This is a genomic window from Ottowia pentelensis (genome assembly GCF_964341695.1).
Window position 1 is genome coordinate 2,039,680 of the sequence record NZ_OZ224513.1, and the last position, 18,803, is coordinate 2,058,482.

Annotated in this window: 15 protein-coding genes and 1 pseudogene; 13 read left to right on the forward strand and 3 right to left on the reverse strand. The window is 68.4% G+C overall.

The window, feature by feature from the left end:
* Nucleotides 1–37 precede the first annotated feature (37 nt).
* From ACWHMB_RS09950 to guaD, 7 genes are all read left to right on the forward strand, one after another.
* A complete protein-coding gene (locus ACWHMB_RS09950) occupies nt 38–1,027 on the forward strand; it encodes a Bug family tripartite tricarboxylate transporter substrate binding protein (RefSeq protein ID WP_377483266.1) in 990 nt (329 codons plus the stop codon).
* Between the two features lie 81 nt (nt 1,028–1,108).
* Nucleotides 1,109–1,951, forward strand: a complete 843-nt coding sequence (gene xdhC, locus ACWHMB_RS09955; RefSeq protein WP_377483264.1) for a xanthine dehydrogenase accessory protein XdhC — start codon at nt 1,109–1,111, stop codon at nt 1,949–1,951.
* A gap of 170 nt (nt 1,952–2,121) precedes the next feature.
* On the forward strand, nt 2,122–3,672 hold the full coding sequence (gene xdhA / locus ACWHMB_RS09960; RefSeq protein ID WP_377483261.1) for a xanthine dehydrogenase small subunit: 1,551 nt from the start codon (nt 2,122–2,124) through the stop codon (nt 3,670–3,672).
* A gap of 22 nt (nt 3,673–3,694) precedes the next feature.
* Nucleotides 3,695–6,127, forward strand: a complete 2,433-nt coding sequence (gene xdhB, locus ACWHMB_RS09965) for a xanthine dehydrogenase molybdopterin binding subunit (RefSeq protein WP_377483259.1) — start codon at nt 3,695–3,697, stop codon at nt 6,125–6,127.
* Between the two features lie 81 nt (nt 6,128–6,208).
* Nucleotides 6,209–7,180: a LysR family transcriptional regulator gene (locus tag ACWHMB_RS09970; RefSeq protein WP_377483340.1), complete on the forward strand. Its 972-nt coding sequence runs from the start codon at nt 6,209–6,211 to the stop codon at nt 7,178–7,180.
* A 33-nt stretch (nt 7,181–7,213) separates the two neighbouring features.
* Entirely contained in the window at nt 7,214–8,515 is a 1,302-nt protein-coding gene (locus ACWHMB_RS09975) for an NCS2 family permease (RefSeq protein WP_377483257.1), read from the forward strand.
* A gap of 4 nt (nt 8,516–8,519) precedes the next feature.
* Nucleotides 8,520–9,794 carry a guanine deaminase gene (guaD, locus tag ACWHMB_RS09980; protein WP_377483255.1) on the forward strand — a complete coding sequence of 425 codons (1,275 nt, stop codon included), beginning with the start codon at nt 8,520–8,522 and terminating at the stop codon, nt 9,792–9,794.
* On the opposite strand, the gene ACWHMB_RS09985 is transcribed toward guaD, so the two are convergent.
* Complete coding sequence (locus tag ACWHMB_RS09985; protein ID WP_377483338.1) at nt 9,795–10,313, reverse strand: disulfide bond formation protein B; 519 nt, start codon at nt 10,311–10,313, stop codon at nt 9,795–9,797.
* 174 nt (nt 10,314–10,487) lie between these two features.
* Nucleotides 10,488–11,039 (reverse strand): NADPH-dependent FMN reductase, encoded by a 552-nt coding sequence (locus ACWHMB_RS09990; protein ID WP_377483253.1) that lies wholly within the window; start codon nt 11,037–11,039, stop codon nt 10,488–10,490.
* Nucleotides 11,040–11,145: 106 nt separating this feature from the next.
* On the opposite strand from ACWHMB_RS09990, the gene ACWHMB_RS09995 reads away from it, so the two are divergent.
* From ACWHMB_RS09995 to pdxK, 6 genes and pseudogenes are all read left to right on the forward strand, one after another.
* Nucleotides 11,146–11,973, forward strand: coding sequence for an IclR family transcriptional regulator (locus tag ACWHMB_RS09995; RefSeq protein WP_377483251.1), 828 nt, complete (start codon nt 11,146–11,148; stop codon nt 11,971–11,973).
* A gap of 79 nt (nt 11,974–12,052) precedes the next feature.
* On the forward strand, nt 12,053–13,015 hold the full coding sequence (locus ACWHMB_RS10000; protein ID WP_377483249.1) for an MBL fold metallo-hydrolase: 963 nt from the start codon (nt 12,053–12,055) through the stop codon (nt 13,013–13,015).
* Between the two features lie 32 nt (nt 13,016–13,047).
* Nucleotides 13,048–14,688, forward strand: a complete 1,641-nt coding sequence (locus ACWHMB_RS10005) for an FAD-dependent monooxygenase (RefSeq protein ID WP_377483247.1) — start codon at nt 13,048–13,050, stop codon at nt 14,686–14,688.
* Between the two features lie 91 nt (nt 14,689–14,779).
* The gene (locus ACWHMB_RS10010) at nt 14,780–15,328 is read left to right on the forward strand and encodes a VOC family protein (RefSeq protein ID WP_377483245.1); all 549 of its coding nucleotides are present in this window, start codon (nt 14,780–14,782) and stop codon (nt 15,326–15,328) included.
* A 71-nt stretch (nt 15,329–15,399) separates the two neighbouring features.
* Complete coding sequence (locus tag ACWHMB_RS10015; protein WP_377483243.1) at nt 15,400–16,230, forward strand: YggS family pyridoxal phosphate-dependent enzyme; 831 nt, start codon at nt 15,400–15,402, stop codon at nt 16,228–16,230.
* Nucleotides 16,227–17,067 (forward strand): annotated as a pseudogene (gene pdxK / locus ACWHMB_RS10020) (pyridoxine/pyridoxal/pyridoxamine kinase). The gene ACWHMB_RS10015 and the pseudogene pdxK overlap by 4 nt, the downstream one beginning before the upstream one ends.
* A 57-nt stretch (nt 17,068–17,124) precedes the next feature.
* Here the strand turns inward: pdxK and ACWHMB_RS10025 are convergent.
* Complete coding sequence (locus ACWHMB_RS10025) at nt 17,125–18,729, reverse strand: hypothetical protein (protein WP_377483241.1); 1,605 nt, start codon at nt 18,727–18,729, stop codon at nt 17,125–17,127.
* Between the last annotated feature and the right edge of the window lie 74 nt (nt 18,730–18,803).

Here is an 18,803-nt window from a genome sequence, read left to right on the forward strand (position 1 = left end):
TGAAGGCTCCCGAAATCAAGCACAAGGAGACCTCTCGATGCCCCAGCCCCGTCCCCTCACCCGCCGTTACATCGCCCAGGCCGGCCTGGGCCTGCTGGCCGCCAGCGCCCTGGGCGCACGCGCCCAGGGCGCCTGGCCGACCCGGCCGGTGCGCATCGTCGTCGGCTTTTCGGCCGGCGGCACCACCGACGTGGTGGCACGCCTGATGGCCAGGGAGCTGACCGAGGCGCTGGGCCAGACCTTCGTGGTCGAGAACAAGGCCGGCGGCGGGAGCAACATCGCCACCGACCTGGTGCGCGCGGCCGAGCCCGACGGCTACACCCTGCTGATGATGGCGGTCACCAGCACCATCAACCAGACGCTGTACAAGAACATCAAGTTCAACCTCGACCGCGACTTCGACGGCGTGGCCCTGTGCGCCAAGATGCCCAACATCCTGGTGGTCAACCCCAACGTGCCGGCCAAGACCGTGCCCGAGTTCATCGCCTGGCTGAAGACGCAGGGCGACAAGGTGTCCTACGCCTCCTCGGGCAGCGGCACCTCGATCCACATGGCGGGCGAGCTGTTCAAGGTGCGCACCGGCACCCACGCGGTGCACGTGCCCTACAAGGGCAGCGCGCCGGCCCTGACCGACCTGATGGGCGGGCAGGTGCAGTACATGTTCGACAACATGATTTCGTCGTGGCCGCACGTGCAAAACGGCAAGCTGCGCGCGCTGGCCGTCACCACCAAGCAGCGCTCGGCCTCGGCGCCCGACGTGCCGACGATGGAGGAAAGCGGCGTCGCGCCCTTCGACGTCACCTCCTGGTTCGGCCTGGTCGCCCCCAAGGGCACGCCCAAGCCGGTGCTCGACAAGATCAACCAGGTGGTCAACGCCGCCTTCGACAAGCCCGAGATCATCCAGGCCTACGCCAAGCTGGGCGCGGTGTCCGAGAAGAACAGCCCGCGCGACTTCAGCCGCTTCATCCACGACGAGGTGAACAACTGGGCGCCGGTGGTCAAGGCCTCGGGCGCGCAGGTCGATTGAGCCTGGCCAATGCCGTCCGTGGCATGGGCGCCATAAGAGCAGGCCCATAAGGCCGCCGGGCCGGCAACGCACAATCGGTGCATGAGCACCCTTGGCGCGCTGGACGACTGCCTGCAACGCCTGCCGCAGGCGGACGGCGTGCTGGTGCAGGTGGCCGAGACCAAGGGCTCGGCCCCGCGCGAGGTCGGCGCCTGGATGGTGGTGTGGCCCGAGGGCCTGAGCGGCACCATCGGCGGTGGCAACCTGGAGTTCGACGCCGTCGCCCAGGCGCGCGCCCTGCTGCAGGGGCAGGCCGGCGCCCCCGCGCCCGGCGAGGTGCGGCGCTTCGCCCTGGGCCCCAGCCTGGGCCAGTGCTGCGGCGGCATCGTGATGCTGCGCTTCGAGCGCATCGGCGCGGCCGACGCCCCGGCGCTGCGCCAGCGCTTGAGCCTGAACCTGACGCCGCTGGCCCTGTTCGGTGGCGGCCACGTGGGCCACGCCCTGGTGCGGGTGCTGTGCACCCTGCCCTACGCCGTGCGCTGGATCGACAGCCGCGACGAGGTCTTTCCGCCCGCGCTGCCGGCCCAGGTGCGCACCGAATACAGCGACCCCATCCAGGCCGCCGTGCACGAACTGGCGCCCGGCAGCCGCGTGCTGATCATGAGCTTCAGCCACGCCGAGGACCTGGACATCGTCATCGCCTGCCTGCAGCGCCTGCGCGAGCGGGACGACCTGCCCTACATCGGCCTGATCGGCAGCAAGACCAAGTGGGCCACCTTTCGCCACCGCCTGTCGGCGCGCGGCTTCAGCGAGGCCGAGCAGGCGCGCGTCACCTGCCCGATCGGCATTCCCGGCATCACCGGCAAGGAGCCCGAGGTCATCGCCGTCGCCACCGCCGCGCAGCTGTTGCTGCAGGCGCCGCCGGCTGCCAGTACCACGCGTTGAGCGCGCCGGTACGCCATTCGGCTCGATCCGCTCGGGTTAACCCGAGTGTTATACGAGCAACAACATATCGAGTATGAAGGGGTGGGTATGCCGCCCCGGCGAGGACGTCGCATCATTGCGGCATCGGTGCGGCCCCACGGGCGCCCGCGCCATCGAACCCGAGACACGCCATGACCGAACACCGCCCCGCCCCCGCCATCCGCTTCTACCACGGCGGCGCCGTGGTCACGGTGCGCGACGAGCCCATCACGCGCACGGTGCTGGACTGGCTGCGCGAGCGCCAGCGCGCCACCGGCACCAAGGAAGGCTGCAACGAAGGCGACTGCGGCGCCTGCACCGTGGTGCTGGGTGAGCTGGACGCGCAGGGCCAGCTGCAGCTCGCCAGCGTCAACGCCTGCATCCAGTTTCTGCCCACGCTGGACGGCAAGGCGCTGTTCACGGTGGAAGACCTGCAGGACCTGACGCACGATGCCCAAGCTGCCGCCGATGCCGCCGAGCTGCACCCGGTGCAGCAGGCCATGGTCGAGTGCCACGGCTCGCAATGCGGCTTTTGCACGCCCGGCTTCGTGATGTCGATGTGGTCCAGCTACGAGGCACACCAGCAGGCCGGCACGCGCCCGTCGCGCCAGCAGCTGGCCGACGAGCTGTCGGGCAACCTGTGCCGCTGCACCGGCTACCGCCCCATCCTGGACGCCGGCCAGCGCATGTTCGACCTGCCGTCGGTGCGGCTCGACCGCGCCGCCGTCGTGCAGGCGCTGCAAACCCTGCAAGCCCCCGCCGCGCTCGACTACACCGCCGCCACCGTCACGCCGCAGGGCGAGCGGCTCGACCACTTCCACGCCCCGCGCAGTGCCGACGAGCTGGCCGCCCTGCGCCTGGCCAAGCCGCAGGCGCGCCTGCTGGCCGGCTCCACCGACGTCGGCCTGTGGGTCAACAAGCAGTTCCGCGACGTGGGCGACCTGATCTACACCGGCCAGGTGGCCGACCTGCAGCGTGTCGAAGAGCGCGAGGGCGAGCTGTGGATCGGCGCCGCCGCCTCGCTGGAGGACGCCTGGCGCGCCCTGGTGCGGCGCGCGCCGCAGCTCACCGACGTCTGGCTGCGCTTTGCCTCGCCGCCCATCCGCCACGCCGGCACCCTGGGCGGCAACGTGGCCAACGGCTCGCCCATCGGCGACTCGCCGCCGATCCTGATGGCGCTGGACGCACAGGTCGAGCTGCGCCGCGGCCCCGCGGTGCGCCGCATGCCGCTGGCAGACTTTTATCTGGACTACATGAAGAACGCCCTGCAGGAGGGCGAGTTCGTGCAGGCTGTGGCCGTGCCGCTGGCGGCCTTCGCGCGCCAGGTGCGTGGCTACAAGATCAGCAAGCGCTTCGACTGCGACATCTCGGCGCTGTGCGCCGGCATGGCCATCGAGCTGGCGGGCGGCGCCGTGCAGAGCATTCGCCTGGCCTACGGCGGCATGGCCGGCATCGTCAAGCGCGCCGCGCACGCCGAGGCGGCCATGCTGGGCCAGCCCTGGACGCAGGCCACCGTGCGCGCCGCCCAGCAGGCCATGAAGCAGGACTTCGCGCCGCTGACCGACATGCGCGCCAGCGACGGCTACCGCCTGCAGGTGGCGCAAAACCTCATCGAGCGCCTGTGGCTGGAGACCCGTGCCGAAGCGCCGCTGGCGCCGGGCGACACCAGCGTGTTCAGCGTCATGCCGCACGTGGCGGCCTGAAGCGATGTTCAAGGAGAGCACCATGAACAAACCCGTTGCCGACCATCTGCTGCGCCCCGCCGAACCCTTTGCCGACTACCACGCCAACCAGCGGCAGCGGCTGGACGCCGCCGGCGAAGGCCGCGCGCAGGACGCCGGCGCGCGCGTGGGCATCAGCCTGCCGCACGAATCGGCGGTGCTGCACGTCACCGGCACCGCCACCTATGCCGACGACATTCCCGAGCTGGCCGGCACCCTGCACTGCGCGCTGGGCACCTCGCCGGTCGCCGCCGGCCGGCTGCTGGGCATCGACCTGGACGCGGTGCGCGCCATGCCCGGCGTGGTGCGCGTCATCACGGCCGACGACATCCCCGGCGTCAACGACTGCGGCTCGGCCCTGCCCGACGACCCCATCCTGTGCGACGGCGAAATCCGCTTTCTGGGCCAGCCGGTGTTCGCCGTGGTGGCCCGCACGCGCGACGCGGCGCGCCGCGCCGCCGCGCTGGCCAAACAGGTGCTGCGCGTGGAGGCCGCCGAGCCCGTGCTGACGCCGCGCCAGGCGCACGCCAAGGGCCAGTACGTGGTGCCGCCCATGCACCTGCTGCGCAGCGCCAGCGGGCGCGACGAGGCCGGCATCCGCGCCGCCATCGCGGCGGCGCCGCACCGCCTGACGGCCAGCCTGGACGTGGGCGGGCAGGAGCAGTTCTACCTGGAAGGCCAGATCAGCTACGCCATCCCCAGGGAAGGCCGCGGCATGCACGTGCACTGCTCCACCCAGCACCCGAGCGAGATGCAGCACCTGGTGGCGCATGCGCTGGGCGTGCCGTCCAACGCGGTGCTGGTCGAGTGCCGGCGCATGGGCGGCGGTTTCGGCGGCAAGGAGTCGCAGTCGGCCCAGTTCGCCTGCATCGCGGCCGTCGCCGCGCGGCTGCTGAACCGCCCCGTCAAGCTGCGGCTGGACCGCGACGATGACTTCCTGATCACCGGCCGGCGCCACGGCTTCTGGTACGAGTACGACGTGGGCTACGACGACGAGGGCCGCATCCTGGGTGTCACGCTGCAGATGGTGTCGCACGCCGGCCATTCGGCCGACCTGTCGGCGCCGGTGATGACGCGCGCGGTCTGCCACTTCGACAACGCCTACTGGCTGCCCGAGGTCGCCATGCACGGCTATTGCGGCAAGACCAACACGCAGAGCAACACCGCGTTTCGCGGTTTTGGCGGCCCGCAGGGGGCGATCGCGATCGAGAACATCCTGGACAGCATCGCGCGCCGCCTGGGGCGCGATGCGCTGGCGGTGCGCCGCGCCAACTTCTACGGCCAGCACGAGCGCAACGTCACGCCCTATCTGCAGCCGGTGCGCGACAACATCATTCATGAGCTGGTCGAGCAGTTGCAGGCCAGCAGCGACTATGCCGCGCGCCGCGCCGCCGTGGCCGCCTACAACGCCGACAGCGCGGTGCTCAAGCGCGGGCTGGCGCTGACGCCGGTCAAGTTCGGCATCAGCTTCAACGTCAAGCACTTCAACCAGGCCGGCGCGCTGGTGCACATCTACACCGACGGCTCGATCCTGGTCAACCACGGCGGCACCGAGATGGGCCAGGGCCTGAACACCAAGGTGGCGCAGGTGGTGGCGCACGAACTGGGCGTGGGCTTCGAGCGCGTGCGCTGCACGGCGACCGACACCAGCAAGGTGGCCAACACCTCGGCCACGGCGGCCTCCACCGGGGCCGACCTGAACGGCAAGGCCGCGCAGGATGCGGCGCGCCAACTGCGCGAGCGCCTGGCCGCCAGCGTGGCCGCGCGCCACGGCGGCCAGGCCGCGGACGTGCGCTTCGCCAACGACCAGGTGCACGTGGGCGGCAAGGTGCTGGCCTTCAACACCGTCATCAGCGAGGCCTATCTGGACCGCGTGCAGCTGTGGTCCGACGGCTTCTACGCCACGCCCGGCCTGTCGTGGGACAAGGACCGGATGCAGGGCCACCCGTTCTACTACTTCGCCTACGGCGCGGCGGTGAGCGAGGTGGTGATCGACACGCTGACCGGCGAATGGAAGCTGCTGCGCGCCGACATCCTGCACGACGCCGGCCGCTCGCTCAACCCGGCGGTGGACATCGGCCAGGTCGAGGGCGCCTTCATCCAGGGCATGGGCTGGCTGACCACGGAAGAGCTGGTGTGGCACCCCAAGACGGGCCTGCTCACCACGCACGCGCCGAGCACCTACAAGATCCCGACCGCCAACGACTGCCCGCCGGTGTTCAACGTCAAGCTGTTCGACGGCCCCAACGTCGAAGACTCGATCCACCGCAGCAAGGCCGTGGGCGAGCCGCCGCTGCTGCTGCCCTTCTCGGTGTTCTTCGCCATCCGCGACGCCATCTCGGCCGCGGGCGGGCACCAGGTCGACCCGCCGCTGTCGGCGCCCGCCACCAGCGAGGCCATCCTGCGCGCGCTGGCCGCCGTCCGGCAAGCGGCCTGAAGCCCCACGCCTTCCACCGGGCACGGCACCATGAGCACACCCCCACCCGGCCCATCGGGCGGCGACACCGCGCCCGGCGGCATGGCCAGCGCGGTCTCCGAGCGCCAGCTGTTCGACCGCATCGACCTGCACCTGATCCGCGTGCTGCACACCGTGCTGACCGAGCGCAGCGTCTCGCGCGCCGCGCTGCGCCTGGGCATGCATCAGCCGGCGGTCTCCAGCGCGCTCAAGCGCCTGCGCGAGCTGGCGGGCGACCCGCTGCTGGTGCGCCACGGCGCCCACATGGCGCCCACCGACGCCGCGCGCCGCATGGTCGAGCCGGCGGCCCACATCTTGCGCGCGGCCGAGTCGCTGTTCACCGAGGCGCGCCAGTTCGACCCGCGCACCAGCACCACCACCTTCCGCATCGCCGCCAGCGACTACCTGGACCCGTCCTTCCTGCCGCGCCTGGTGGCCGACGTCAAGCGCCAGGCGCCGCTCACGCGCATCGAGATCCACGCCCTCACGCGCGAGAGCGACTACCGCGCCCAACTGGCGCAGGGCGACATCGACCTGGTGATCGGCAACTGGCTGCAGCCGCCCGAAGACCTGCACCTGGCGCGCCTGTTCAGCGACGAGGTGGTGTGCCTGGTCAGCCGCGAGCACCCGGCCGTGCGCCGCGGCTGGGACGAGGCCGACTGGCTGGCCGCCGAGCACATCGCCCCCACGCCCATGCACCCCGGCGCGCGCGGCATCATCGACCAGATCCTCGACAGCCAAGGCCTGCAGCGCAACATCGCCGCGCGCTGCGCCTATTTCAGCCTGGTGGCCGAGATGGTGGCCGGCACCCTGCTGGTGCTGACCACCGGTCGCCAGTACTGCGAGCGCGTGGCGGCCCAGCTGCCGGTCGTCATCCTGCCCTGCCCCATCGCCCTGCCGCCGCTGCTGTACTACCAGCTGTGGCATCCGCGCAGCCACCAGTCGAGCAGCGCGCGCTGGCTGCGTGAGCGAACCAAGGACGTGGCCGCCAGCCTGGCGCACGGCCACGCCGCTGGCCTTTCCCCCCAACCCTGATTCCCAAGCCCCATAACTCGAGGAGACAAGCCCATGAGCTGGACCGAACGCGTGTTCAAACTGCAAGACCACGGCACCACGGTGCGCACCGAAATCATCGCCGGCGTCACCACCTTCCTGACGATGGCCTACATCATCTTCGTCAACCCCTCGATCCTGGGTGACGCGGGCATGCCCAAGGACTCGGTGTTCGTGGCCACCTGCCTGATTGCCGCGCTGGGCACGGCGGTGATGGCGCTGTACGCCAACTACCCGATCGCGCTGGCGCCCGGCATGGGCCTGAACGCCTACTTCGCCTACACCGTGGTGCTGGGCATGGGCTTTCCGTGGCAGGCCGCGCTGGGCGCGGTGTTCATCTCGGGCTGCCTGTTCATGGCGGTCACCCTGTTCGGCCTGCGCGGCCTGATCATTCGCGGCATCCCGCAGTCGCTGCGCAATGCCATCACGGTGGGCATCGGGCTGTTTTTGGCGCTGATCGCGCTCAAGAGCGCGGGCATCGTGGCGCCGTCCAAGGCCACCTACATCACGCTGGGCGACCTGCACTCGGCGCCGGTGGTGCTGGCCTCGCTGGGCTTTCTGCTGATCGTCGCGCTGGACAAGTTCCGCGTGCCGGGCGCCATCCTGATCGGCATCATCGCGGTCACCATCGCCTCCTTCTTCTTCGGCGGCAACCAGTTTCACGGCATCTTCGACATGCCGCCCTCGATCGAGCCGACCTTCCTCAAGCTCGACATCAAGGCGGCCCTGTCGCACGGCTTCCTGAACGTGGTGCTGGTGTTCTTCCTGGTTGAGCTGTTCGACGCCACTGGCACCCTGATGGGCGTGGCCAAGCGCGCGGGCCTCCTGGTGCCCGGCCGCATGGAGCGGCTGAACAAGTCGCTGCTCGCCGACAGCGTGGCCATCTTCGCCGGCTCGCTGCTGGGCACCTCCAGCACCACCGCCTACGTCGAGAGCGCCGCCGGCGTGCAGGCGGGCGGGCGCACGGGCCTGACGGCCCTCACGGTGGCGGTGCTGTTTCTGGCGGCGCTGTTCATCGCCCCGTTGGCCGGCGCCGTGCCGGCCTACGCCACGGCGCCGGCGCTGTTTTTCGTCGCCTGCCTGATGCTGCGCGAGCTGACCGAGCTGGACTGGGACGATTCGACCGAGGTGGTGCCGGCGGCCATCACCGCGCTGATGATGCCCTTCACCTACTCGATCGCCAACGGCCTGGCCTTCGGCTTCATCAGCTACGCCGGCATCAAGCTGCTCACGGGCCGCGCGCGCGAGGCGCACTGGATGGTGTGGATCATTGCCGCCATCTTCCTGTTCAAGTTCATCTACGTCGGCGGAGACTGAGGCCATGCAAGCCTACCGCGCGCAGCTGCTGCGCTTTGATGCCCAGGGCCAGGCGCTGTACGACAGCGACGGCCTGCTGGTGGTCGACGGCGACGCCAGCGGCGTGCGGCGGGTGCTCGACGCCGGCCCCTACCGCACCCTGGCCGGGCGCCACCCGCAGGTGCCCATCACGCACTGGCCCGAGCGCATCATCGCGCCCGGCTTCATCGACATGCACGTGCACTACGCGCAGACCGACATCATCGGTGCGCCGGCGGCCGGCCTGCTGCCCTGGCTGGAGAACTACACCTTCCCGGCCGAGGCACGCTTCGTCGATTCGCAGTACGCCGCCGAGGTGGCCGGCGTGTTCTTCGACGAGCTGCTGCGCAACGGGGTGACCACGGCGCTGGTCTTTCCGACCTCGCACCCCGCCTCGGCCGACGCCTTCTTCGCGCGTGCCGAGCACCATGGCCTGCGCATGATCGGCGGCAAGGTGCTGCAGGACCGTCACTCGCCCGACGGCGTGCGCGACGAGACCGAGCAAAGCCTGATCGACACCGAGGCGCTGATCCGGCGCTGGCACGGCAAGGGCCGCCTGGGCTACGCCATCACGCCGCGCTTCGCCCCCACCAGCAGCGAGGCGCAGCTGCGCGGCGCCGGCGAGCTGGCCGCCAAATATCCCGACACCTGGATCCACTCGCACGTGGCCGAAAACCGCGACGAGGTGACCTGGGTGCGCGAGCTGTATCCCAACTCGCGCTCCTACCTGGGCGTGTACCAGGATTTCGGCCTGATGCGCCGGCGCGCGGTGTACGCCCACTGCATCCACCTGGACGACGCCGACCGCCGGCTGATGCACGACACGCAAACGGCGGCCGCCGTCAGCCCCACCAGCAACCTGTTTCTGGGTAGTGGCTTCTTCGATTTCGAGGCCGCCATGGCGCGGGGCGTGCCGCACGGCCTGGCCAGCGACGTGGGCGGCGGCACCAGTTTTTGCCCCTTCCACACCATGCTGGCGGCCTACTACGTCGGCCGCGAAGGCCAGAGCAAGCCGGGCCTGAGCCTGAGCCCCGCGCAGCTGTGGTGGCTGCACACGGGCGCTGCCGCGCGCGCGCTGGGGCTGGAGGGCGTGATCGGCACCCTGCAGCCGGGCACCGAGGCCGACTTTGTCGTCATCAACCCCAAGGCCACGCCCCTGCTGGCGCGCAAGACCGCGCGCGCGCAAAACCTGGACGAGTTGCTGTTCTCGCTGATCGTGCTGGGTGACGACCGTGCGATCGAGAGCGTGGTGATCGCCTGATCAGCCGCGCACGGCGGCGCGGCCGCCGCGCAGCAGCACGGCCAGGATCACCAGCGCGAAGATCACGAACCACACGAACGACCAGTTGGCGATGCTGCCGCCCAGAAAGGTCCAGTCCACCGCCGTGCAGTCGCCGCCGCCCTTGAAGATCATGGGGATGGCGCGCTGCAGCGGAAACGATTCGATCATGCCGTACAGGTCGCGCCCGCAGGTGGCGAAGGCCGGCGGGTTCCACTGCAGCCAGCTCTGGCGCGCGGCGGTGAAGGCGCCAAAGGCCGACATGGCCACCGCCAGCAGCCCCCAAAGGCGCCAGCCGCCGGGCCCCTTGGAGAACGCCGCCAGCGCGCAGAACACACCCACGATGATCAGCGCGTAGCGCTGCACGATGCACATCGGGCACGGCTCCAGCCCCACCACGTTCTGCAGGTACAGGATGCCGAAGGCCAGCATGGCGGCGCAAATGAGGGCGATGGCGCCGAACACGCGGCGGGGATGGGCAAGCAGGGAGGCAATCACGATCGACAGGACTTTCTTGAGATGGGGCACGGCGCACCCGTGCCGGCACAGAGTGGCGGCGCGGGCCCAAGGTTCCCGCACCATGCCAATGCGCCGGTCCCGAAGCCCGCAAATACTCTCAACTTGATAGCTGCTTGCGCACGCCCATCAAGCGCCAGAGGCTGATTTTATGTCAAATCAGGCCTGATGCCGGCGCACCCAGGCGACCACCGCAGTCATGAACTTCTGCGCCAGATCGTGACTGGCGGGGCCGATGGCGCCGTTGACGATCACGCCCTCTTTCCACTGGAAGTACATTTCCGGCTGCCCCAGCAGGGGCATGTCGAGATACGCCAGCACATTGCGCAGATGCGCCTGCGCCATCGAAGTGCCGATGGCACCCACCGACATGCCGCACACCGCCGCCGGCTTGCCCGCCCATTTGCTCTGGCCCCAGGGGCGCGAGGCCTGGTCGATGGCGTTCTTCAGCACGCCGGGGATCGAGCGGTTGTACTCGGGCGTGACGAACAGCACGCCATGGGCCGCGGCGACCTCGTCGCGCAGGCGCTTGACGGCCGGCACCGGCGGCGCGCCGTCGCTGTCCTGGTTGTACAGCGGCAGGTCGTCGATGCGGATGAAGTGCGGCTTCACGTCGGCCGGCAGCAGCTTGACCAGCGCCTCGGCGAACTGGCGGTTGAAGGATTCCTTGCGCAGGCTGCCGACGACGACGGCGAGGTTCAGTTGGCTCATGGCGATTCCTTGCGTGGTTGATGGACCGGCCCGCATCATGCTCGTTTTTTCCCCGCCCTGCAGCCGGGCGTGGCCGCGCCGGCGCGCTGCCCCAATAATCGGGCCCATGCGATCGACCCCGCCCGCCCCCACCGACGCCGAAGCCGCCGCGCCCGCCAAGCGCCAGCGGCGCATCCAGTCCATCGAGGTCGGCATGCGCGTGCTGCAGGCGCTGACCGAGCAACGCCGGCCGCTGCCGCTGAAGGACCTGGCACAGCTGGCCGACATGCCGCCCGGCCAGGCGCACCCCTACCTGGTCAGCTTCATGGCCGCCGGCATGGTCAAGCAAAGCCCGCTCACCGGCCATTACGAGTTGGGCCCCGCCGCGCTGCAGATGGGCCTGGCCGCGCTGCAGCAGCTCGACCCGCTGACCGAGGCCAGCCAGGAAGCCGCCCTGCTGTGCGCCCAGGCCGACCTGAGCGTGGCGCTGTGCGTGTGGGGCCACCTGGGCCCCACCGTGGTGCGGCTGGACGAGCCGCGCTACCCGCTGCACGTGAACCTGCGCGTGGGCACGGTGATGTCGGTGTTCAACACCATCACCGGGCGCGTGTTTGCCGCCTACCTGCCCGAGAAGATGGTGCGCTCGATGCTGGAGGACGAGCACCGCCGCGTGGTGGGCGGCACGTCGGGCGCGTTCGACAGCGCCGAGGTGCGGCAGATGCTGGCCGACATCCGCGCCGCCGGCATGGGCCGGGGCCTGTCCACGCCGCAGCCGGGCGTCAACACCCTCAGCGCGCCGGTGTTCGACGCCGACGGCAAGATCGCCTTGGTCATCACCGTGTTCGGCCCACAAGGCCATTTCGACGCCGTGATCGACGGTCCGTCCGGGCAGCTGCTGCGCACCCACGCCGAGGCGGTGTCGCACCGGCTGGGTTACAACCCGGCAAAATCTTGAATTAAACATTGTCGAATGAATTGACATACAACTAATTTAATTGGACAATGCGGTCATCCCGAACCCGATGGAGACCCTCATGTCCGACAAGAAATTCGCTTCCCAGGCCGACCTCGAAGAGAAAAAGATCAGCTGGGACAAGCTGAGCGAAAACGCCTACGCCTACACCGCCGAGGGCGACCCCAACACCGGCGTCATCATCGGCGACGACGGCGTGATGATCATCGACGCCACCGCCACCCCCGTGGCGGCGCAAGGCGTCATCAAGAAGATCCGCGAGATCACCGACAAGCCCATCAAGTACGTGGTGCTGACGCACTACCACGCCGTGCGCGTGCTGGGCGCCAGCGGCTACAAGGCCGAGGGCCTGGAGCAGATCATCGCCAGCCAGGACACCTGGGATTTGATCGTCGAGCGCGGCCAGCAAGACATGGATTCCGAGATCGGCCGCTTTCCGCGCCTGTTCCAGGCCGTCGAGAGCGTGCCCGGCCTGACCTGGCCCACCCTCACCTTCCAGGGCGAGATGACGCTGTGGCTGGGCAAGCTGGAGGTCAAGATCCAGCAGATCGGCCGCGGCCACACCAAGGGCGACACCATCGTCTACCTGCCGACGCAGAAGATATGCTTCTCGGGCGACCTGGTCGAGTACGAGGCCGCCTGCTACACCGGCGACGCCTATCTGGCCGACTGGCCGCAGACACTGGACAACCTCGCCGCCATGAACTTCGACAAGCTGGTGCCCGGCCGCGGCCCCACGCTGATGACGCCCGCCGAGGTGAAAAAGGGCCTGGCCTACACGCGCGACTTCACCGCCACGCTGTACAAGAGCGCGCAGGAAGCCGTCGCGCAGGGCATGGACCTGAACGCGACCATGAAGCACTCCCGCAAGGCGATGGACCCGAAGTTCGCCCAGGTCTTCATCTACGAGCACTGCCTGCCCTTCGACGTCACGCGCGCACACGACGAGGCCAGCGGCATCCGCGACCCGCGCATCTGGACCGCGGAGCGCGACCAGCAGATGTGGCACGCGCTGCAAGACTGACCCGGGATGACGGCCCACAAGGAGACAAGACCGTGAGCAAGCCCGATTCCCAACCGACCACGACCCGCCACCACACCCAGGTGGTGGTCGTGGGCAATGGCCCCGTCGGCCAGACGGCCGCCCTGCTGCTGGCCCGCTGGGGCATCGACTGCATCGTGGTCGATCGCCGGCCGCGGCGCGACGTCATCGGCTCCAAGGCCATCTGCCAGCAGCGCGACGTGCTCGACGTGTGGGAGTCGGTCGGCGTGGGCCACAAGATCGCCGCCGAAGGCGTCACCTGGGACCGCGCCACCACCCTGTACAAGGGCGCCACGCTGTTCACCCAGCCTTTCGTCGACACCGGGCGTTCGGTGTTTCCGCCCTTCGTCAACATCTCGCAGACCCGCACCGAAGAGCTGCTGGACGAGCAGATCGCGGCCGCCGCGCACATCACCCCGTTGTGGGACCACGGCGTCGAGCAGATCGAGCAGGACGAAGCGGGCGTCACCCTGCACTGCCGCCGCGCCGACGGCACGCCCATCGAGGTGCGCGCCCCCTACGCCATCGTTGCCGCCGGCTCCGCGCCACGCGAGCTGCGCCACCAGCTCGGCGTCAGCTTCAACGGCCGCAGCTTCGACGACAAGTTCCTGATCTGCGACATCCGTGCCGACCTGCCGGGCTGGGAGCGCGAGCGGCGCTTTTACTTCGACCCCGAATGGAACCCGGGCCGCCAGGTGCTGATCCACCCCTGCCCCGATTCGACCTTTCGCATCGACTGGCAGGTGCCCGGTGACTACGACATCGAGCAGGAAGAAGCCAGCGGCGCGTTGGACGCGCGCATCCGCCAGATCATCGGCGACAAGCCCTACGAAATCGTCTGGAAGTCGGTCTACCGCTTTCACTCGCGCATGGTCGATCGCATGCGCGTGGGCCGCGTGTTGCTGGCCGGCGACTTTGCCCACATCGTCTCGCCGTTTGGCGCACGCGGGCTCAACACCGGCGTGATGGACGCCGAAAACGCCGCCTGGAAGCTGGCCTTCGTGCTGCGCGGCTGGGCCGATGACACCCTGCTGGACAGCTACGACAGCGAGCGCTGCGCGGCCTCGCGCGAGAACATCGAGGTCACCGGCAAGACCATGGACTTCCTCGTGCCGCACACCGAGGAGCAGCACCGCATCCGCGTCGAACGCCTGACGGCCGCGCTGACCGATGCGTCGGTGCACCCGCAGATCGACTCGGGTCGCCTGTCCGAGCCCTTCTGGTACGTCGATTCGCCGCTCACCACGCCCGACGCGAAGCATCCGTTTGCCGGTCGCCCGCCGCGCGGCCATGTGCCGCCGCCCGGGCCGGGCGTCGTGCTGCCCGACGTGCCGGTGCGCATGGCCGACATGGACTGCACGCGCCTGCGGCAGCTGGCACGCGATGGCCTGTTGCTGCTGGCCGGCAATGCGGTGGACCTGCACAGGCTGCGCGAGCAGGCGCAAAACGCCAGCGCCGCGCCGCTGCGCGTGCTGCGCATCGCCGACATCGATGCCGAAGGCGCCCTGCAGCAGGCCCTGCAGACCGGCCCGGACGAAGTCTGGGTGGTCCGCCCGGACGCCCATATCGCCGCCGTCTGTGCCGCCGGCGACGGCCAGGCCGTGCGCGCGGCGTTGCAGCGGGTCATGGGCCGCCGTGCCCACGCGCCCGTCTGATGGACAGCCGCCGCGGCCCGCATGACCCGCGGGGCGCGCGCCAGGGCGTCTGAGCCCTTTCCCTGCCCCCAATCCCCACGGAGAAACCCCCATGGCCATGCTCAACGGTGTCCACCACGTTGCCTACCGCTGCAAGAACGCCAAGCAAACCGTCGAGTGGTACCAAAAGTACCTCGACGCCAACTTCATCCTCGCCATCGCCGAAAACGAGGTCCCCTCCACCAAGGAGCCGGACCCGTACATGCACATCTTCATCGACATCGGCGGCGGCAACGTGCTGGCCTTCTTCGAGCTGCCCACCAAGGCCGACATGATCGCGCCCTCCGACGCCAACACCCCGGCGTGGACGCAGCACCTGGCGCTGAAGACCGACTCCCTCGACACCATGCTCAAGGTCAAGGCCCGCATGCAGGCCGACGGCATCGAGGTCATCGGCCCCACCGACCACACCATCTTCAAGTCGATCTACTTTCGCGATCCCTCCGGCCACCGCCTGGAGCTGGCCGTCGACACCGCCACGCCCGAGATGGACCGGGCGCTGGAGCAGGTGAAATGGGACATGCTCAACGAGTGGGACCGCACCAAGAAGGCCCCCACCCACGCGCGCTGGATGCACGACGGCAGCGGGCGCGTGAGCTGAAGCCCCTGCTCCGCTCGCGGGCACTGGTCCCGGTCAAGGCGGGTATGCTTTGACCGACACGAGACCGACCCATGAGCACTGATCTTCACCCGGCCACCGCCACCCGCCACGACCAGCACGGCCAATGGCCGCAGGCCGAGTCGGCGGACGACTTTCGCCACAACCTGACCGCCGTGCACGCGCGCATGACGGCGGCCTGCCAGCGCGTCGGGCGCAACCCGGCTAGCGTGCGACTGCTTCCGGTCAGCAAGACCAAGCCCGAGGCCGTGCTGCGCCAGGCCTACGCCGCGGGCTGCCGCATGCTGGGCGAGAACAAGCCGCAGGAGGCCCACCGCAAATGGGAGGCCATGGCCGACCTGGCCGACCTGCGCTGGTCGGTCATCGGCCACCTGCAGACCAACAAGGCCAAACTGGTGGCGCAGTGCGCCAGCGAGTTCCAGGCGCTCGACAGCCTGCGCGTGGCCGAGGCGCTGGAGCGACGCCTGCAGGCCGAGGGGCGCGCGCTGGACGTGTTCGTGCAGGTCAACACCTCGGGCGAGGCCAGCAAGTACGGCCTGCACCCCGACGAGGTGGCCGCCTTCCTGCGCGAGCTGCCGGCGTTTTCGGCGTTGCGCGTGCGCGGCCTGATGACGCTGGCGCTGTTCTCGGCCGAGGCCGAGCGCGTGCGCCAATGCTTCGTGCTGCTGCGCAGCCTGCGCGACCGGCTGCGGCAGGATGCCCCCGCCGGCGTCGAGCTGGGCGAGCTGTCGATGGGCATGTCCGGCGACTACGAAATCGCCATCGAGGAAGGCGCCACCGTGGTGCGCGTCGGCCAGGCCATCTTCGGCGCGCGCCCCATGCCCGACTCGTACTACTGGCCCTCAAGCACAGGCGACGACGCCAAGGCCGGAGAAACGCATTGACCGCACCGGCGCTGCGCCCGCTGGCCATCGACGTGGTGTCCGTGCAGTCGCAGGTGGTCTACGGCCGCGTCGGCAACAACGTGGCTGTGCCCGCGCTGCAGGCGCAGGGCTTGGCGGTGGCCGCCGTGCCCACCGTGGTGCTCAGCAACACGCCGCACTACCCCACGATCCACGGCGGCGCGGTGCCCGTCGACTGGTTCGGGGGGTTATCTCAGCGACCTGTCGGCGCGCGGCGCCCTGGGCCAGCTGCGCGCCGTCCTCAGCGGCTACCTGGGCGGCCCCGAGCAGGCGCAGGCGCTGGGCCGCTGGATCCATGAACTGCTCCACGCCCGACCCGCGCTGCGCGTGGTGATCGACCCCGTGCTGGGCGACGAAGATCACGGCGAATACGTCGCCCCCGGCATGGCCGACGCCTACCGCCAGCACCTGCTGCCCCTGGCCGACGGCCTGACCCCCAACGGCTTCGAGCTGGCGCGCCTGAGCGGCATGCCGGTCGGCACCTTCGATCAGGTCGTCGCCGCCGCCCGCACCCTATTGACCGGGCGCACGCAATGGATCGCCGTGACCAGCGCCGCGCCCGCCACCTGGACGCCCGGCGAGATCCAGGTGGCCCTGGTCACCCGCACCCAGGCCCAGGCCATCCGCCATCCGCGCATAGCCGCCACGCCCAAGGGCACGGGCGACTTGTTTTGCGCGAGCTTGACGGCGCGTTGGCTGGGTGGAGCCAAGTTGCAGCAGGCGGCCGAAGCGGCGTGTCAGCAGGTGGTGCGGGCGCTGCGCCTAACCCGGCAGGCGCAATCGGCCGAGCTGCTTCTACAGCCGATGGCCAGCGTGTGAATTTTCAAGGCGGACTATATATGCTGACGCCCAGCAGTGATCCGCTTGGCTTTTGACTTACACACTCTCGGTGGAAACAGGCAGGATCGGAGACACAGTTTTGTAGAACTCCGGCAATTCCAGAATGCACCGTCGAATCGATCTCAGGTCCGTATGCGGGACGGTTAGAGAGTACTCAGTCGTCACGTCACCTAAATCTAGCACGCCTTGCGGCGCACGAGCGGTCGATATCAAGTCAACGTAGCAACCGTAGTCAATGCCATAGACGTTGTATCGCTGTCCAGGTTGGTCTTTCGCGGAAATCCCTTTCCGCAGAACATGTAACACGCGTTCATCATACAAAAAATCAATCAGCTGATCGCGCACTCCACTCTTTAGCAAAAACCCTTTAGCGCGCCGCTCCTTGATCACTTTGTCAATTAACCATGACAGAAGTCGCTTGGCATCCTCGTATGCGGATACGGCCGCATCTTTACTACCGAGATACCAACTCTGTGCTGCGGATCTTACGTCTCCGACCGATATCGTTGTGTCGTTAGCCCGCTGGGCAGCGGCGCTAAGTATGTTGATCGCATCTCTCGGTACACCCTCGCAGGCTCGAACAATTTCTTCGAAAGCGTTACTCTGCGTGAAACCTGTCGATATCAAGGCGGCTTCGTTTTGTGGCAGTTCGGAACCGGCGTCTTCCAATTCAGCGCATGTGTGCAGAAACACTAACGATCGGAAAAAGGCTACCGCCTTTCTATCGTCGTTTTCGAACACCATGTAGTCGTCTAGATTTACGGCGGCCGAAACGTCTGCGCCGAGTTCAATACCTACATGGCCAACACCAGCGTCTGGAAGCATAAAGCGGCTTCGCTGTTCTATCGCAGCGATCTTGACAGTCATTCCTCTTATCGGCAATACAGCGCGGCGAATCAGGTCTGCAAGCATGGGCTGAAGATCTAGGGGCACCTCGCTCCACTCATCGATCAGCAGCCACAGTCGCCCGCGCGGCAACGTCTCGACGATCTTCCTCAATGCGTTTCCGACACTTCCGAAGTTCACGCGATGAACCTCTTGACCAACTACCGTCTTCTTCGCTGTGACCGCCTCTGTTCCTTCGTTAGCGGTCTTCCAGTCGGCAACGAGCGACGGATTTTTCAGTGACGCCGTCACTCCCACCTTTGCTTCCGCGCCATAAGAATTTTCCGCAGCAGCTGCAATTTCGACTGAAGTAGTCCCGACCACTTTGACGGCTCGGTGTGCCTCAAAGAACTCATCCAGTGCGGGACCCGCGGCGCCGAGGTCTACCCGACCGTCACTTGCAATGGCCTGCTCAAACAGTTGCCCATGCATCGCTGCGAGTACATCCACAAGTAGTCTGGTCGCTCTTTGAGCTACAGGGATCGACGGATCAGCGTACATGCCTCCGGTGGAACCGAGGTTGCGCATATCGAGTTGCAGCGCCACCGTGCCTTCCTGCTCACGCCCTCTGCGTAAGACCGTTAACAGATGTGTCTTCCCAGTTCCGCGCCGACCGAAAACAATGTGGTGGTCAACCGATGACAAGGCAGCCATGACCGCGCCAAAGTCGACGAAAGTTCGAGAAAGAACAGCGTCGTCTTGGCGCTCGGCACGCTTTGCAATCCTAAGGAACGCGAGGTTTATCGGCGATGTCATCGATGCTCCGGCAGCTTACAAATCGTACTGGATTCAGAAGAAATGTCCTGATCAAGCCGTCCCCGTCAAAACTT

Excerpts from the sequence above, each read along its gene's own strand:
- ACWHMB_RS09950 (WP_377483266.1), top strand. The coding sequence starts at position 38 with ATGCCCCAGCCCCGTCCCCTCACCCGCCGTTACATCGCCCAGGCCGGC.
- xdhC (WP_377483264.1), top strand. The coding sequence starts at position 1,109 with ATGAGCACCCTTGGCGCGCTGGACGACTGCCTGCAACGCCTGCCGCAG.
- xdhA (WP_377483261.1), top strand. The coding sequence starts at position 2,122 with ATGACCGAACACCGCCCCGCCCCCGCCATCCGCTTCTACCACGGCGGC.
- xdhB (WP_377483259.1), top strand. The coding sequence starts at position 3,695 with ATGAACAAACCCGTTGCCGACCATCTGCTGCGCCCCGCCGAACCCTTT.
- ACWHMB_RS09970 (WP_377483340.1), top strand. The coding sequence starts at position 6,209 with ATGGCCAGCGCGGTCTCCGAGCGCCAGCTGTTCGACCGCATCGACCTG.
- ACWHMB_RS09975 (WP_377483257.1), top strand. The coding sequence starts at position 7,214 with ATGAGCTGGACCGAACGCGTGTTCAAACTGCAAGACCACGGCACCACG.
- guaD (WP_377483255.1), top strand. The coding sequence starts at position 8,520 with ATGCAAGCCTACCGCGCGCAGCTGCTGCGCTTTGATGCCCAGGGCCAG.
- ACWHMB_RS09990 (WP_377483253.1), bottom strand. The coding sequence starts at position 11,039 with ATGAGCCAACTGAACCTCGCCGTCGTCGTCGGCAGCCTGCGCAAGGAA.
- ACWHMB_RS09995 (WP_377483251.1), top strand. The coding sequence starts at position 11,146 with ATGCGATCGACCCCGCCCGCCCCCACCGACGCCGAAGCCGCCGCGCCC.
- ACWHMB_RS10000 (WP_377483249.1), top strand. The coding sequence starts at position 12,053 with ATGTCCGACAAGAAATTCGCTTCCCAGGCCGACCTCGAAGAGAAAAAG.
- ACWHMB_RS10010 (WP_377483245.1), top strand. The coding sequence starts at position 14,780 with ATGGCCATGCTCAACGGTGTCCACCACGTTGCCTACCGCTGCAAGAAC.
- ACWHMB_RS10015 (WP_377483243.1), top strand. The coding sequence starts at position 15,400 with ATGAGCACTGATCTTCACCCGGCCACCGCCACCCGCCACGACCAGCAC.
- ACWHMB_RS10025 (WP_377483241.1), bottom strand. The coding sequence starts at position 18,729 with ATGACATCGCCGATAAACCTCGCGTTCCTTAGGATTGCAAAGCGTGCC.